The 14,397-nt window shown below is 62.6% G+C and carries 14 protein-coding genes, 1 pseudogene and 1 riboswitch; of the genes and pseudogenes, 9 read left to right on the top strand and 6 right to left on the bottom strand.

Annotated features, from left to right (window positions below; genetic code table 11):
- Together LB571_RS22660 and LB571_RS22655 are read right to left on the bottom strand one after the other, a co-directional pair.
- On the bottom strand, positions 1-203 hold a 203-nt coding region (locus LB571_RS22660), incomplete at its 3' end, for a DUF680 domain-containing protein (protein ID WP_140711620.1).
- A 68-nt stretch (positions 204-271) separates the two neighbouring features.
- Complete coding sequence (locus LB571_RS22655) at positions 272-472, bottom strand: DUF680 domain-containing protein (protein ID WP_015314343.1); 201 nt, start codon at positions 470-472, stop codon at positions 272-274.
- A 491-nt stretch (positions 473-963) separates the two neighbouring features.
- Positions 964-1,166, top strand: a riboswitch (cobalamin riboswitch).
- 112 nt (positions 1,167-1,278) lie between these two features.
- Here LB571_RS22655 and LB571_RS22650 point away from each other — a divergent pair.
- The 7 genes from LB571_RS22650 to LB571_RS22620 all read left to right on the top strand — a co-directional run bounded on the left by LB571_RS22650 (position 1,279) and on the right by LB571_RS22620 (position 8,269).
- Positions 1,279-2,526, top strand: a complete 1,248-nt coding sequence (locus LB571_RS22650) for an aromatic ring-hydroxylating oxygenase subunit alpha (protein WP_224598090.1) — start codon at positions 1,279-1,281, stop codon at positions 2,524-2,526.
- 77 nt (positions 2,527-2,603) lie between these two features.
- Entirely contained in the window at positions 2,604-3,704 is a 1,101-nt protein-coding gene (locus LB571_RS22645; RefSeq protein WP_140719113.1) for a hybrid-cluster NAD(P)-dependent oxidoreductase, read from the top strand.
- Positions 3,646-4,275 (top strand): PqqD family protein, encoded by a 630-nt coding sequence (locus tag LB571_RS22640; protein WP_224598106.1) that lies wholly within the window; start codon positions 3,646-3,648, stop codon positions 4,273-4,275. Before LB571_RS22645 ends, LB571_RS22640 begins: the two co-directional genes overlap by 59 nt.
- Positions 4,276-4,307: 32 nt before the next feature.
- Positions 4,308-5,357, top strand: a complete 1,050-nt coding sequence (locus LB571_RS22635) for a serine kinase (RefSeq protein ID WP_224598088.1) — start codon at positions 4,308-4,310, stop codon at positions 5,355-5,357.
- Positions 5,354-6,106 carry a glycosyltransferase family 2 protein gene (locus tag LB571_RS22630; RefSeq protein WP_015314347.1) on the top strand — a complete coding sequence of 251 codons (753 nt, stop codon included), beginning with the start codon at positions 5,354-5,356 and terminating at the stop codon, positions 6,104-6,106. Before LB571_RS22635 ends, LB571_RS22630 begins: the two co-directional genes overlap by 4 nt.
- A gap of 1 nt (position 6,107) precedes the next feature.
- On the top strand, positions 6,108-6,785 hold the full coding sequence (locus LB571_RS22625) for a glycosyltransferase family 2 protein (RefSeq protein WP_224598086.1): 678 nt from the start codon (positions 6,108-6,110) through the stop codon (positions 6,783-6,785).
- The gene (locus tag LB571_RS22620) at positions 6,785-8,269 is read left to right on the top strand and encodes a nucleotidyltransferase family protein (RefSeq protein WP_224598083.1); all 1,485 of its coding nucleotides are present in this window, start codon (positions 6,785-6,787) and stop codon (positions 8,267-8,269) included. The genes LB571_RS22625 and LB571_RS22620 overlap by 1 nt, the downstream gene beginning before the upstream one ends.
- 59 nt (positions 8,270-8,328) lie before the next feature.
- On the opposite strand, the gene LB571_RS22615 is transcribed toward LB571_RS22620, so the two are convergent.
- A complete protein-coding gene (locus LB571_RS22615; RefSeq protein ID WP_015314350.1) occupies positions 8,329-8,958 on the bottom strand; it encodes an alpha-ketoglutarate-dependent dioxygenase AlkB family protein in 630 nt (209 codons plus the stop codon).
- Between the two features lie 237 nt (positions 8,959-9,195).
- On the opposite strand from LB571_RS22615, the gene LB571_RS22610 reads away from it, so the two are divergent.
- Positions 9,196-11,394: a TonB-dependent siderophore receptor gene (locus LB571_RS22610; RefSeq protein ID WP_224598081.1), complete on the top strand. Its 2,199-nt coding sequence runs from the start codon at positions 9,196-9,198 to the stop codon at positions 11,392-11,394.
- Between the two features lie 70 nt (positions 11,395-11,464).
- On the opposite strand, the gene lysM is transcribed toward LB571_RS22610, so the two are convergent.
- The 3 genes and pseudogenes from lysM to LB571_RS22595 all read right to left on the bottom strand — a co-directional run bounded on the left by lysM (position 11,465) and on the right by LB571_RS22595 (position 13,470).
- Positions 11,465-11,935 (bottom strand): peptidoglycan-binding protein LysM, encoded by a 471-nt coding sequence (lysM, locus tag LB571_RS22605; RefSeq protein ID WP_140660102.1) that lies wholly within the window; start codon positions 11,933-11,935, stop codon positions 11,465-11,467.
- A 91-nt stretch (positions 11,936-12,026) separates the two neighbouring features.
- Positions 12,027-12,464 carry an alternative ribosome rescue aminoacyl-tRNA hydrolase ArfB gene (gene arfB, locus LB571_RS22600; RefSeq protein ID WP_140615117.1) on the bottom strand — a complete coding sequence of 146 codons (438 nt, stop codon included), beginning with the start codon at positions 12,462-12,464 and terminating at the stop codon, positions 12,027-12,029.
- 80 nt (positions 12,465-12,544) lie between these two features.
- Positions 12,545-13,470 (bottom strand): annotated as a pseudogene (locus LB571_RS22595) (AraC family transcriptional regulator N-terminal domain-containing protein).
- A gap of 81 nt (positions 13,471-13,551) precedes the next feature.
- Between LB571_RS22595 and LB571_RS22590 the strand changes: the two are divergent.
- On the top strand, positions 13,552-14,379 hold the full coding sequence (locus LB571_RS22590) for an oxidoreductase (RefSeq protein ID WP_140824170.1): 828 nt from the start codon (positions 13,552-13,554) through the stop codon (positions 14,377-14,379).
- Positions 14,380-14,397 lie beyond the last annotated feature (18 nt).

Below are 14,397 nucleotides of genomic sequence, written 5' to 3'. Positions count from 1 at the left end.
TGGCCGAAGAGGTTGCGGTCGCTGCCCTGCTGGACAGGCGCCGAGGTGGCCGGAGCCGACTTGCCGATCGACGCGGTGTTCGAATTGTCGGTCGAAGCGGCAGCAGCCTGGTTGGCGCCGTTGGAGCCATAGTTGTCGCTGCCCGCGAAAGCGCTGCCGGAGAGGGCCAGAACGGCGGCGGCAGCAATGAGGATCTTGTTCATTTTAATACTCCTGAATTTGTAGGTCCACCAGCGCGGCAGGGTCACCCGCCGCGTGCCGGGGATGGCTATTAATTGTTGCCGAAGAGGTTGTGGTCGGCGCCCGTCACAGGCGTCTGGGCAGCCGGCTCCGACTTCTTGGTCGAAGCGGTGTAGGAGCTGTCGACAGTGGCCGTGGGGGTCGCGGCGTTCGAACCATAATGGTCGCTGCTAGCGAAGGCGCTGCCGGAAATAGCCAGAAGGGCGGCGGCAGTGAGAATGATCTTTTTCATTTTTGTACTCCAGTATTTTTCCCGTCCGTCTAGCGGCGTGTCTTGGGATTAAATCGCGTCGTTCGGACAGCCCCGATGTGGGAGAGCCCCCTTGCCGTTTCCAATCACGAAGTTGTTCAGCGTGGACCATGACTCCACCACTTGAAATTGTACCAACGCCTTCTACATGTCTTATTTTTCCGTTTGATATCAAATAGTTGCATAAGATCACGCCCCGATCACCAACTGTGTCGGAAGGCTGGGCGTTCACACCGTCCTGCACGCACCGTCAACAGAAACGAACCGTTCGGTTCGATTTTAGACTCTGCTAATAGTCACTTTTCGAAACCATTAACCCTTTTCCGGCCCGCTGAGGGTCGAAAACGGTGCCCGCGCACCTGGCGAGAAGAGGCGATTCCCCCGCTGCAACCGCGCCGGGACGATCCCGCGTACGTGTCGCGCCGCATGGATGCGATGTCGCTTTCGTGCCGATGTCGCAAACCCTGTCGTGATTAGATCGAGCGATCTCAGGTGCCGCTGCGTGACGACGGAGCGGAGAATTGGGAAGCCGGTCAGATTCCGGCGCTGCCCCCGCAACGGTGGTGGAGTTCAAGTCGCAACGGGAGACCACTGGGCGAAAGCTTGGGAAGGTGTCGCGATGGTCCGCCAGGACAACTCCAGAGCCCGGAAACCAGCCCGAGATCGCTAGAACTCGACTGATCGCGGTGGGCGGTCAAGGGGCGGATGGTGTTGTCCGGCTTTCGCCGGCTTGCGCCCAGTCCTTCCTCCATCACCACCAGTTCAGTCCTTGAAAATGAGGACAGGACATGGACGCGCGCAACGACATGCTGAGGCTTTTGAACGGCCGCAGACAGGGCCTTTCGCTGGAACAGCCCTTCTATACCGACCCGGACTACTTCAAGCTTGACATGGAACTGATCTGGTATCGCGACTGGCTGTTCATCGGCCATGATTGCGAGTTGCCCAAGCCGGGCAGCTTCATCACCGTGCAGATCGGCGACTATCCGGTCGTGCTGGTGCGCGATCAGCAGGGCAAGATCAACGCTTTCCACAATTCCTGCCGCCATCGCGGCAGCCGCGTCTGCAACACCGACAAGGGCATGGCCGCCAAACTGGTGTGTCCCTATCACCAGTGGACCTACGAACTCGACGGCCGGCTGCTGTTCGCCCGCCAGATGGCCGATGGGTTCGACAAGAGCCAGTTCGGGCTCAAGCCGGTCGCCTGCGAAAGCGTCGCCGGCTATGTCTTCATCTGCCTGGCCAAGGAGCCCGCCGACTTCGCGCCGATGCGGGCGATGATCGAGCCCTATCTCCAGCCGCACCGGCTGAGCGAGGCCAAGATCGCCTTCGAGAGCACGATCATCGAGAAGGGCAACTGGAAGCTGGTCTGGGAAAACAACCGCGAATGCTACCATTGCGCGGGCAACCATCCTGAGCTGTGCAAGACCTTCCCGGAAGCGCCGACCGTGACCGGCGTGCAAGGCGCCGACAGCGATCCGGAGATGCTGGCCCACTGGGCGAAGTGCGAAGCTGTTGGCCTGCCCAGCAAGTTTCGCATCGACCCGGCCGGACAATACCGCGCCACCCGCGCGCCGCTGCTGCGCGATGCCCAGAGCTACACGATGACCGGCAAGCGGGCGGTGAAGAAGAACCTGTCCGACAGCGTCTCGGCCGACCGGATCGGCACGCTGATGCACTATCACTACCCGACAACCTGGAACCATATCCTCGTGGATCATGCGGTGACGTTCCGCGTGCTGCCGGTCAGCGCCACGGAAACAGCGGTTACGACCAAATGGCTGGTCCACAAGGATGCCGTGGAAGGCGTCGACTACGATCTCGCCGAACTCACCCATGTCTGGACCGAGACCAACGACCAGGACCGCCGCATCGTCGAGGAAAACGCCTTCGGCATCCTGTCGCCGGCCTACGAGCCCGGTCCCTATTCGGAGCTGCACGAGGGCGGCGTCATCCAGTTCGTCGACTGGTACGCGCGCTTTATGGGCCCACGGCTTTCCGAAGACGGCCGGCCTGCTCTGCGCAGTGTCGCCTAGCGCATGTCGGCCAAAACTGTGCAGCGGCTTTGGGATCACGACATGCCCAAAATGAAAAGTATGCAGGGATGAACGCCATGACTGATCTTGGCCTCTATCGCCACCTCGACCAGATGGCGCCGTGGAACGACAGGCTGCAGGTGCTGGAAGTAACCGGCGTCAGCGACGAGGCGCCCGACGTCAAGACCTTCACCTTCCGCTCCGACAACCAGACCTGGTTCCGCTACAAGCCGGGCCAGTTCGTGACGCTGGAATTGCCGACACCGGACGGCCCGCTGATGCGCACCTACACGCTGTCATCATCGCCGTCACGGCCATTCTCGATCGCGGTGACAGTGAAGGCGCAGGCGGGCAGCGTCGGCACACGCTGGATGTTCGATCACCTGACGCCCGGCTCGCACGTCAAGGCCTATGGACCGGGCGGCGACTTTTCGCTGCACAGCCACCCGGCGGCGAAATACCTGTTCATCTCGGCCGGGTCGGGCGTGACGCCGATGATGTCGATGCTGCGCTGGCTGAACGACTGCGCGCCATGGACCGATGTCGGCTTCGTCAATTGCGCGCGGCGCCCGGAAGAGATCATCTTTCGCAAGGAACTCGAACTGCTCGGCGGCCATATGCCGGGGCTGTCGCTCGGCTTCATGATCGAGGAGCGGTCGAGCCGCGAGGGCTGGTACGGCCATATGGGCCGCATCGACGCCATCCGGCTGCCGCTCCTGGCGCCCGATTTCCGCGAACGCGAAATCTTCTGCTGCGGCCCCGACCCTTTCATGCGCGCCGTGCGCGGCATGCTGGAGGCCGCCGGGTTCGACATGGCAAAATACCATCAGGAGAGCTTTGCCGCGCCGGCGGCGGAGGAAATCCCGGCGCCGTTTGCCTCGCCGGCTGAAGACGGCGCGGCGATTTGCGTCGAAGCCGCGACGCCGATCCGCTTCGCGCTTTCGGATGTCGACGCCGACTGTGTCGGCGGCCAGACCGTGCTGCAGACGGCGCGCGCCTCGGGCGTGCGAATACCGGCCGCCTGCGAATTCGGCCTTTGCGGAACTTGCAAAGTGAAGAAAGTCTCCGGCAGCGTCGAGATGAGCCACAATGGCGGCATCCTCGATCATGAGATCGATGATGGCTTCATCCTGGCCTGTTGTTCCAAGCCATTGTCGCCGCTTGAAATCGAGGCTTGATCCGCCCGGCTTTCGACTGAACCCGGAAATGGTCCCCCGTTGCTGGCAAAGGTTACCTTGCCAAGGAAGACCTGAAAGTTTAGGCGTTGTTGGTGGAAGCGGTCCTGCTGGCGGGCAGGAAATGCAGGACGGGGCAACAATGACGCATGACTCCCACGCCTATGCGGTAGCGAGCCGGGATATCGTTTTCGAATCTTTCGATGGCGAGGCCGTGGTGCTCAATCTTGCCAATGGCAAATATTTCGGCTTTTCCGATTCCGGCAGCAAGGTATGGCAGGCGCTTTCATCCGGCGCGGACGCCCAGGCTCTGGTCGGGCTGAGCGCCGGCGGCTCGACAATAGGCCAGGCCGAACTCGAACGCTTCATATCGCAATTACTCGAATTGGGTTTGCTGGTGCGCTTGGACGCGGCGGCGCAGCCTTTGCCGGGCGATTTGCCTGCCGAGCTTGCCGCCACGAACGAGCCGCTCAATGTGAGCATTCACGACGACCTCGCCGACCTGATCGTCGTTGATCCCATCCACGAGGTCGAGGAACCTCTCGGCTGGCCGGCGGTCAAGCAGGCTTCCTGAGGGGGCGGCCGCAGCGTGATGGAAGGCGATTGATGCCGCGCGTCACGCTCGAAACCTTGCCGGATTACGCCAGGTATCTCATCGCCGCCGCTGAAGGCGCGGCCGCGTGCTATCCGACCATGCGAAAGGTTCGCCTGCCCTGGCTTGAACTGACCGTGCATCTCGGTCACGGCGTGCTTGCCGATGCATTGGGCCATGCTTTTGTCGAGCCCGGGCATGACCAGCCGGCACCGTCCACGGGTCGCATCTTCATCGCGCATCCCGGCATTGACGGCATCCCGGAGCCGGCGCACTGGGGCGATGCCCATTTCACCGAGCACGGTTTTGCCAAACAGCTCGCCGAAGCCGGTTTGCGCGGGCACCATTTCCACGACCTGGATTTCTGGCAGGTCTACGATCCGCACCGCCGCGTCGGCGTGCAGCTGATGGCCTCGGCCGATGCCTTTCCGCCCTGGGAGCCGGGAGCACCGCTGCGTGGCTTCCTGCACTGGGAATATGCCGCGCGCGGCATGCGGCTGACGCATGCCGGCACGCTTGGCATCGACGGCAACGGTATTCTGCTTGCCGGCTCGGGCGGGGCCGGGAAATCGGGGACCGTCGCCGCCGGCCTGCTTAACGGGCTCGACAGTGTCGGCGACGACTATGTGCTGATCGATCTCACCGACGGCGTGACCGCGCGCCCGCTTTTTTCGACGTTGAAGCAGGACACGAAAGGTTTCGCCCGGCTGGGCCTGCGGCAGCGGCTAACCATGCAAGGCCCGCTGAACTGGCAAGGCAAGCGCACGTTCCATATTCACGACATCGCGCCTCGGCCGGTGCCCGCCATGCTGGACATCGTCGCGCTGGTGGTGCCACATATCAGCGGAGGCGGAGCAAGTTCGATTATGCCGGTGTCGCGCAGGGATGCCATGATTGCCTTGGCGCCGTCCGGCATCGCCCAGATGCCGGGCGAGCGCGAAAGCGGCTTTCGCTTCTTCAGCGAATTGACGCGCCACCTGCCGTGCTTCCGTTTGTCCCTCGGCATCGACCCGGCAGAGATCGCCCGCACGATCGAGGATTTCCTGACACGAGACGCCCGGTGAAGCTCAGCGTGATCATGCCTGTGTACAATCGCGAGCGCTATGTCGTCTCGGCGCTGCGCTCGCTCGTGCGGCAGCAAGATGCCGCCGATCTCGACATCATCGTGATCGACGACGGCTCGACCGACGGGTCGCCGGAGGCCGTGCGTTCGATGATGGCCGAGAACCCCTGCATTCGTCTTTTCCGGCAAGAGAACATGGGCGTGACCCGGGCTCGCAACGCTGGTCTCAGACTGCTCACGCCGGAAACGGAGCTCGTGTCGTTCCTCGATTCGGACGATGTCTCGCCTGCGGGACGATTCAAGGCCGATATCGCATGCTTTGACGCCGACCCCGCTCTGGAGCTTACCTATTCCCTGATGATGATGGTCGAACACATCGACGACGATCTGCTGGAACCCTGCCCCGGCAGCCATTTCATGACCGTGCGGGGAATTCATCTGTCGTCGGGCATTTTCTCGCGTAAGCTCATCGAACGGATCGGCGGCTTCGACGAGGCCTTCGGCCAGGCCGAAGACACCGACTACCTGCTGCGCACCTTTGAAAGCGGCCCCAGATTCGTCCTGCCGGATACCGTGTCGCTTTACTACCGACGTCATCCCGGCAACATGACGAAGCAGGTCGACACGTCCCTTCGGGAATTCTTGCGGGCCATCCACAAATCGATGAAACGGCGCAAGGCCGACCCTTCACTGCGCGGGATCGAAGGCATCTTCGATGTCAAAGAACTCGCCAACTGGCGCTTTATGTAGCATGCGGAGCTATGGCGTCGTTATACCTGCCTTCAACGCCAGCGGCACCATCGCCGAGACGCTGCGATCGGTCGCGGCGCAGACAGTGCGGCCTGAGCTGGTGGCGATCGTCGACGATGGATCCAGCGACGATCTCGCGGCGGCGATCGGCGGAACGGACCTGCCGCTGCAATTGCTGCGCCAGGCAAATGCCGGACCTGGAAGCGCCACGACAAGGGGCATCGCCGCCTTGTCGACGCCGCTCATTGCAACACTCGATGCCGACGATCTGTGGCTGCCGAGCAAGGTCGAAACACAGCTCGCACATCTCGAAAGGCATCCCGCAACGTCGGGCGTTTTTTGCCATTTGCGAAACTTCCGCAATGACCGGCCCGATGCACCCGAGGACGCGATCGTACCCGGTTGGTCGCGGACCACGATGCTGATCCGGCGCGAGGTCGCCGAGACCGTCGGACCAATCGTCGATCCGCCGGGCGGCCGCGGCGAAATGATCGACTGGATCGCGCGGGTACGCGAGGCGGGCCTTGCCCTCGACATGGTGGAAGAGGTGCTGGCGCTGCGCCGCATCAGGCCCGGCAGCCTGTCCTACGGCCGGGATGCGGCGCGCGACCGCGGCTATCTCGAAGTGGCGCGGCTCGCCATGCTGCGACGGGCCCGGAACAAGGCCGGCGCGGGCTGATGGCGGGCATTCGCCGCATCAGCCGACGTTTCCCGGACTATGGCTGGTCCTGGCCGACGGGCGGGCTCGACCAACTGCTCAAGGCTGCCCTTCTTGCCGATGAGGACGCGGCCGCCGGTTGCGCCATGCAGTGGCTAAGCGCGAACGACATCGACCTTGTCTCCTTCAGGGAACACCGGCTGCTGGCCGCGATCTGCGATCGGTTCGGCCGGAAATTGGCCGGCCAATCCGCCTATCCGCGCCTTGTCGGCCTGCAAAAGATGCTGTGGACCAAGTCGCGCATGGCGATGCGCGAGGCCGAACCGGCGCTGCAGGCGATGACGGATTCCGGCTGCCTGGTGATGCTGATCAAGGGTGCCAGCCGCATTGCCTTGAACGCCTCGGCGCAGCGTGGCCGGGTGGCGCACGACATCGACATATTGGTGCGGCCGCAGGACATGCCGGCGGCATTCGGCGTGCTGCGCGACGGCGACTGGCAGATCGCCACCGGGGTGAGTCCCCAATATCTGAGGACAAGGCTGGCGTCGCTGCGCTCGATGAATTTTTTCAAGGGCAGTTATGGCGATATCGATCTGCACCAGCTTGCCTATGACGGCTCGCAGCAAAGCGACGAGGATGACCAGGCGATCTGGCAGCGCGCGGCGACGGCCGAATTCAGCGGTGTCGGCGTGCTGGTGCCGTCGCCCGCGGATCGCATCGCGCTCGCCATCGCGCATGGCGGGCTCGATGCCCATACCCACAGCGATTGGCTGGTCGATTGCGCGGTGGCCATTCGCACCGGCGGCGTCGACTGGGACGTGTTCCTCGATGTCGTCGCCAGGCGTGGCCTTGCCGTTGCCGCGGCGGTGGCGCTTTCCTACCTTGCGCTCGCTGTTGGCGTGACGGTGCCTGACAAGGTGCTGGCGCGCGTGCTGGACATGGCCGACCGCACCGGCCTTGCACGCTGGTCGGCGGTGCTGCAGGCCAAGCCGCGAACCGACTTCGGCAGGCTGACCTGGCTGTCGCGCGGCTTCGCCAAGCAGTTGCGGCTGAGACGCAAGAGCGGTCGGCTGCGGCAGGAGCCGCCCGCCAGGGCATGGCGCGGCAGAGCATGGCGCGGCAGGCAGGCACCTCGCGAGCCGCTGGAAGGACAGTCGCCCCTGGCCTTCTCGCAGGCCATACCGTGCCCTGCGACGGCAGGGGAGATGATGCTGGACATCACGATCAGGATCAGCGTCCCGCCGGTCCGGCGCCGCATCGAAATGGAGATCAATGTGGGCGACGACCACGTGGCGCGTCTGCGTGCGATGGCCATCAGCCGGTCTGGTGGAGAGCGGGTGCTGTGCTTTCGCGGCAAGGTTACGTTCGATGGCCGACAGCATGCCCTGACGCTGGAAGCGCGGCCGTCCCGGCAGTTCCGCCAATGGGACGATCAGGCGACGGTCGCCGCCTACGGCGCTTTGCCTTTCCATCTGGTCTCGGCGATTTTTTCACCGCTGCGCTGAACTGAACTATCGCTGGTCGCCCAAAGGTCGGCGGCGCCGTGCGGGGCGCGAACCCTCGCCTATACGGCGCCCTCGTCGGGCTTCGTCACCCGCCGCAACGTCAGATTGATCCTGCCGCCATTCTTGAGCAGCGCCGAGGTCGAAGGGTAGATGCGGTCGACGCCATGGAAGGCAAGACGGCCCTCGCCGCCAAGCACGACGACATCGCCGCTTTTGAGCCTGAACGATTTGGTGGCGCCATCGCGGGTAGTCTGGCCGACCCTGAACAGGCAATCGTCACCCAGCGAGACGGAGACGACGGGTGCCGAGAAATCGGCCTCGTCGCGATCCTGATGCAGGCCCATCTTCGCTTCCGGCGTGTAGAAATTGATCAGGCAGGCCTGCGGTGGATTGGGATAGCCCGACACCTGCCGCCACAGGTCGAGCAGACTGTCGGGGATAGGCGGCCACGGCTCTCCGGTCAGCGGATGCGTCGGCTGGTAGCGATAGCCGCGTTCCTTGTCGGTGACCCAGCCGAGAGGGCCGCAATTGGTCATGCGCACGCTCATCTCCTTGCCGGTCCGAGGCATGGCCGGCACGAACAGCGGCGCCTGCTGGACAATGCTTCTCACCTCCTCGACCAGCGTCTCCTGGACGGCGCGGGACAGATGGGCCGGCATGTGACGGATGCCTTTGGGCAGAACGAGCATGGGTTGGCTCATGTGAATGGTTCGGAGCCTCAGCATGCCACCGCCAGACGAAAACGGCGACCCGAAAGCGGTCGTGGTTTTTACGAGCGATGGCCGCAGCGAATTCGTCTTGGCCAAATGGCGGTTGACGAACAAAGATGACTAACATAGTCAAGATTTAGAACCGGACCGGTTGACGCAAGAATTTTCAGCTTCCGCGTCCAGAGAAGCCGCGGGCAGCCAACGAGAGCGAGGGATATGGAAGTGACATTTCTTCAAGGCTTCAACGCGATCGAACGGGGCTGCATCTGGTCGCGGCGAGGGCTGCTTGCCACGACATGCCTGGCGACGCTGGCTGGTGCCTACCAAGCCTCCGCCCAGCAGGCAGGCACCCAGGCATCGGGCGGCGCCACCGTGCTCGAGCCCATTACGGTCAGCGGCGAGGCCGGCGGCGACACGTCCCCCGAGGACGACAAGACGGTGGCCGCCAAGCGCAGCTCCGGTGCGACCAAGACGGACACGCCGCTCATCGAAACGCCCCGCTCGGTCTCGGTGGTGACACGCAAGGAACTCGATGAGCGCGGCGCGCAGGACATTATCGAGGCGGTGCGTTATTCCTCAGGCGTCAGCACCGGCGCTTACGGATTCGACCCGCGATTCGACCAGATCTATATCAGGGGCTACGACGCAACCACGCTCGGCGACTACAAGGACGGCCTGCGCCAGCCCTATATCAACTACGGCACGTTCCGCACCGACCCCTACTCGCTCGAACGCGTCGAGGTGATCAAGGGACCGGTATCGGTGCTTTACGGCGCGGGAACGCCGGCAGGCATCGTCAACAAGGTGCCCAAGCTGCCGACCGAGGACAGGATCAGGGAAGTCGAACTGCTTTATGGCACGAAGGACAGGGCGCAGGCCGCCTTCGATTTCGGCGGTCCGGTCACCAAGGGCAGTGACGATTTCCTCTACAGGATCGTCGGCCTGGCGCGAAACGGCGACACCAATTTCGACATCGCCGACGACCGCTATTTGCTGCAGCCGTCGTTCACCTGGAATCCGGACGCCGCGACGTCCTTCACCATCTATGGGCTGGTGCAGGCGGACGAGACCGATTCCAATGTCGGCGTGATCACCGATCCGTCGGGAAAGGTCCACACCCTGCGCGAGAGCGACCCCGACTATGACCATCAGAAGATCCGGCAGCAGCAGGTCGGCTACAAGTTCGAGCACGATTTCGACGGCGGCATCACGGTGCGCCAGAATGTACGATACTCCCATCTCGACCTGAGGTCGCGCTATCTCGCGGTTTCCGGTTGGACAGGTACGGTCGCGCATCGTTATGCGACCTCAATTCGCGACGAAATGAACGTTTTCCAGGCCGACAACCAGGTCGAGGCCAGGTTCGACACCGGGGCGCTCGCCCACACGTTGCTTCTCGGCCTCGACTACACGGACCTGACCTCTTCCTTCGGCTATGGGTTCGATCCGACCGATCCGGCTTACGATTTCGATATTGCCAACCCGACCTACGGTTTCTCCGGCCCGACCCCGGACACCACGTTCTCTGCGTCCGACGCGGATCTGAGCCAGACCGGCGTCTATGCGCTGGATCAGGTCGAACTGGACAAATGGCGTTTCACGCTCGGTGGCCGCCAGACCTGGGTCGAGCAGACGCGCGACTATTTTGGGGGCGGTTCCGAAGCGGTGGACAAGAACGCCTTCAGCATGCAGGCCGGCGCCCTCTATCTGTTCGACAGCGGCGTCGCGCCCTTCGCCAGCTACGCGACGTCATTCGAACCGATCTCGAACCGCTCGGCCGATGGCGGCGGCATTCTTCAGCCTACGAAGGGCGAACAGTTCGAAGTGGGGGTCAAGTACCAGCCACCGGGAACGGATATCCTGCTGTCCGCGGTCGCCTACCATCTGGTCGAGAAGAACAAGCCGGTAGTCGTCGATCCCAATGCGGGCACCTATCGTTCACTGGGCGAGGTCACCAGCAATGGTTTTGAACTGGAAGCCCGCGCGGCCGTCATGGACGGGCTCGACGTGATCGCGGCCTATAACTACAACCATGCCGAGATCACGGGCGCCGGCCCTGACTCGACGGAGTTGGACAAGGTCCCCGCCGTCACCCCCGAACATGTCGCGAGCCTCTGGGCGAACTACAAATTCGACGAGGGCAGTGCGGCACCCGGCCTTTCGGTGGGAGCCGGCGTGCGGCTGCAGAGCGCGACCTATACCGACACGTCAAACACCGCCAAGAACGATGCCGCCGTCTATCTCGATGCCTCGGCGTCCTACGATTTCGGCGCCATCGACAAGAGGTATGAAGGTGTCTCGGCCGCTTTCGCCGTCCGCAACATTGCCGATGACCGCGCGACGGTGTGCAATTCCGGTTATTGCTACATGGGCCAGGGCCGCAACATCACGGCTTCGCTGAAGCGCCGTTGGTAAAGGCAACGCCGCGCGCCTTTCGGACGCGCGGCGCACTGATTCAGCGTTTTGACACAACCATGCCCGGCGATTAGCCAAGTTCTGGAATACGCAGAACCTGGCCCGGATAGATCTTGTCGGGATGGGTCAGCATCGGCTTGTTCGCCTCGAAGATGACCGTGTTCTTGGCGCCCTGGCCCTTGCCATAGCTCTTTTCGGCGATCTTCCAGAGATTGTCGCCCTTCTGGACCGTATAGAAAGTCGGCTCCTTGGCCGCGGTCGCCGTGCCGGAAGCCGGCGCGACCTGCAACTCGTCGGCCTGCACCTTGGAGACACCCAGCGTGTTGCCGACGGCGATGACCGCCTTTTCGAAGATCGACTGGTCCTTGACGACGCCCTTCAGCACCGCCGTATCGCCCTGGACAACGACCTGCACGCCATCGGTACCGAGCTTGTGTGAATCGAGCTCTTTCTTGAGCGTGTCGGCGGTGGGTGCGGCTTCCTCGTCGCCGCCGATGCCGAGCTTCTTGCCGACGTTCTTGACGAAATCGAACATACCCATCTCTAGGTCTCCCTTGCTGTGGCAATAAGGGAAACCTCGCATCCGCAACGCAAAATTGAAAGTGGTTTTGCGGGCACGATTTGCGTGTTGCTTAATCGCTCTCCACGCGACCGCGCAGCTTCTTGATCGTACCGCGCCCGGCCTTGCTCTTCAGCCGACGCTCGACCGCGCCTTTCGACGGCCGTGTCTTCTTGCGCGGCGGCGGCGGCGGTTCTGCGGCCTTGGCCACCAGTGCCGCCAGCCTGGTCCGTGCGTCGGCGCGGTTTTGCTCCTGTGTGCGAAAGCGTCCGGCCTCGATGACGATGACACCATCCTTGGTGGCGCGCTGGCCGGCAAGTTTTATGGTCCGCTCGCGTACGCGGTCCGACAGGCCCTCGGCGTTCCGCGCGTCGAAGCGAAGCTGCACCGCCGTCGCCACCTTGTTGACGTTCTGGCCGCCGGGACCGGACGAGCGGATGAAATCCTCGTGCAGGTCGCCCGGGTGAATCACGGCTTCGCCCGATATGATGATGTCGTCGTCGATCGGCATGCCGCAGTCATGGCGCGGCGGACCGAAAAAGAAAAGGCCCGATCGAAAGCGCAGCCCCTAACTGGCATATACGATCCTGATCACGACGCCCAGGCGAGTTCGCCAAGATGGCGACGAAGCCATTTCGTCTCTTCCGACGCCGTGCGCCCGAAATGCCGTTTGAAGTCGCGGCTGAATGGGACGGGCTCGCGTAGCCTACCAAAGCCGCGACCTCTGCGATCGTCCTGTTCTGGCGTGCTATCATCAATCGTGCTTCGTGGAGCCGTATCGCCTTCACGTACTGCATTGGACTGTTGCCGGTCAGGCTCTTGAAATGGACATGGTAGGAAGGAACGCTCATGCCCACGTCTTTTGCCAGGTCGCCGATCGAAATTTCAGAACCGTAGTTCTCTCGCAACCAGGCCAGGCTCTGGATAATCCTTCCGGACGTGCCTTTCTGCTGCAGCGCCGCGAGCATTGCACCGCCCTGCGGGCCGACCAGCACCCGGTAATGCAGTTCGCGCAGAATGCCGTCACCAAGGACGAGAGCTTCAACGGGGCTGCGAAGTGCCACAAGGAGGCGCAGCAGGACATCCTCTATTTCGGGGGCCATCCTGCTTGACACGAGACCTCGCGGCTTGCCGCGCGCCGGTTCGGCATGCATCTGAGCTTGTATGGCGAGCTCGGCTGCCATCTGCATATCGAACTCAACATAGACCGCAAGCAATGGTCGCTCCGAACTGGCCATCGATTTCATGCGGAATGGAACGGGCACCGAAACCGCCAGATAGTGTTCCTCGTCGTAGAGGTAGATCTCCCTTTCGAGGATGCCCTGCTTGCTTCCCTGTAATACGAACACCGCGCCTGGCTTATAGAGGACCGGAATGTCGTGAAGCACGGCTTCCGTCCGGAGTATGCGGACGCGGCTGAACGCGGTCGGATTGTAGCCGCAACGAGGGGCGAGAGCTCCGGCCAACTCGATCAGCTTGGATCGTCCGTGTTTGGGAGGAATAGGATTTGGCAACAAATTCAGAGAATCCGCGATCGAAACGCTCGGTTCCTCATAATATTTGTCAACTCATCACCAATCAAGGAAAGCTTGCGGATCATGTCACAGAAGACCTTCTTTATCACCGGCGCGAATTCCGGCTTCGGCTTGGCCATAGCTTCCGCGGCTATCCAGATCGGCCATAAGGTGATTGGCGCCGTTCGCTCGGAGACATCACGCGCAGCGCTCGCCGACGTTCTTCCCGCAGTTCGACCGGTACTGTGCGACGTAACGGAATTCGACGCCATACCCGACGTCGTCAGGCAGGCGGAGAACGAACATGGACCGGTTGACGTGCTGATCAACAATGCCGGCTACGGCCACGAGGGAGTGCTTGAAGAGTCGCCGATCGAAGAGATGCGGCGTCAGTTCGACGTGAATGTCTTCGGCGCTGTCGCCGTCGCTAAGGCTTTTCTTCCCCGGTTCCGGGAGCGACGTCGTGGATTCATCGTTAATGTCACGTCGATGGGCGGCATGATCACCATGCCCGGCATTGCTTACTATTGCGGCAGCAAGTTTGCGCTCCAGGGCATATCGGAGGTGATGCGTTCGGAAATGGCCCCGTTCGGTGTCCGCGTGACGGCGGTCTGCCCCGGCTCGTTCCGGACGGATTGGGCTGGGCGATCAATGGTCCGCACAGAGAGATCAATCACTGACTACGACGCGCTTTTTGATCCGATACGTGAGGCGCGACAGGTAAAGAGCGGCAAGCAGCTCGGTGATCCCGATAAACTGGCAGCCGCCGTTTTAGGCTTGGTCGACGCCAGTGATCCGCCGCCGCAGCTTCTGCTTGGCAGCGATGCTCTCAAGCTCGTGTCGGACAGAATCGAACGTCTCCGGCAGGAAATCGAGGTGTGGAAGTCTGTCACTGTCTCGACCGACGGCTGACGGCACCGACGTCCTGCC

This window comes from Mesorhizobium sp. BR1-1-4 (assembly GCF_020165375.1).
Taxonomy (GTDB): domain Bacteria; phylum Pseudomonadota; class Alphaproteobacteria; order Rhizobiales; family Rhizobiaceae; genus Mesorhizobium; species Mesorhizobium australicum.
Note: the sequence above shows the minus strand (reverse complement) of the source record. Positions and strands in the feature narration are given on the sequence as shown.

What these genes read in the sequence shown, in the direction of transcription:
- LB571_RS22655 (WP_015314343.1), bottom strand. Translation starts at nt 472, where the DNA reads ATGAAAAAGATCATTCTCACTGCCGCCGCCCTTCTGGCTATTTCCGGC.
- LB571_RS22650 (WP_224598090.1), top strand. Translation starts at nt 1,279, where the DNA reads ATGGACGCGCGCAACGACATGCTGAGGCTTTTGAACGGCCGCAGACAG.
- LB571_RS22645 (WP_140719113.1), top strand. Translation starts at nt 2,604, where the DNA reads ATGACTGATCTTGGCCTCTATCGCCACCTCGACCAGATGGCGCCGTGG.
- LB571_RS22640 (WP_224598106.1), top strand. Translation starts at nt 3,646, where the DNA reads ATGGCTTCATCCTGGCCTGTTGTTCCAAGCCATTGTCGCCGCTTGAAA.
- LB571_RS22635 (WP_224598088.1), top strand. Translation starts at nt 4,308, where the DNA reads ATGCCGCGCGTCACGCTCGAAACCTTGCCGGATTACGCCAGGTATCTC.
- LB571_RS22625 (WP_224598086.1), top strand. Translation starts at nt 6,108, where the DNA reads ATGCGGAGCTATGGCGTCGTTATACCTGCCTTCAACGCCAGCGGCACC.
- LB571_RS22620 (WP_224598083.1), top strand. Translation starts at nt 6,785, where the DNA reads ATGGCGGGCATTCGCCGCATCAGCCGACGTTTCCCGGACTATGGCTGG.
- LB571_RS22615 (WP_015314350.1), bottom strand. Translation starts at nt 8,958, where the DNA reads ATGCTCGTTCTGCCCAAAGGCATCCGTCACATGCCGGCCCATCTGTCC.
- LB571_RS22610 (WP_224598081.1), top strand. Translation starts at nt 9,196, where the DNA reads ATGGAAGTGACATTTCTTCAAGGCTTCAACGCGATCGAACGGGGCTGC.
- lysM (WP_140660102.1), bottom strand. Translation starts at nt 11,935, where the DNA reads ATGGGTATGTTCGATTTCGTCAAGAACGTCGGCAAGAAGCTCGGCATC.
- arfB (WP_140615117.1), bottom strand. Translation starts at nt 12,464, where the DNA reads ATGCCGATCGACGACGACATCATCATATCGGGCGAAGCCGTGATTCAC.
- LB571_RS22590 (WP_140824170.1), top strand. Translation starts at nt 13,552, where the DNA reads ATGTCACAGAAGACCTTCTTTATCACCGGCGCGAATTCCGGCTTCGGC.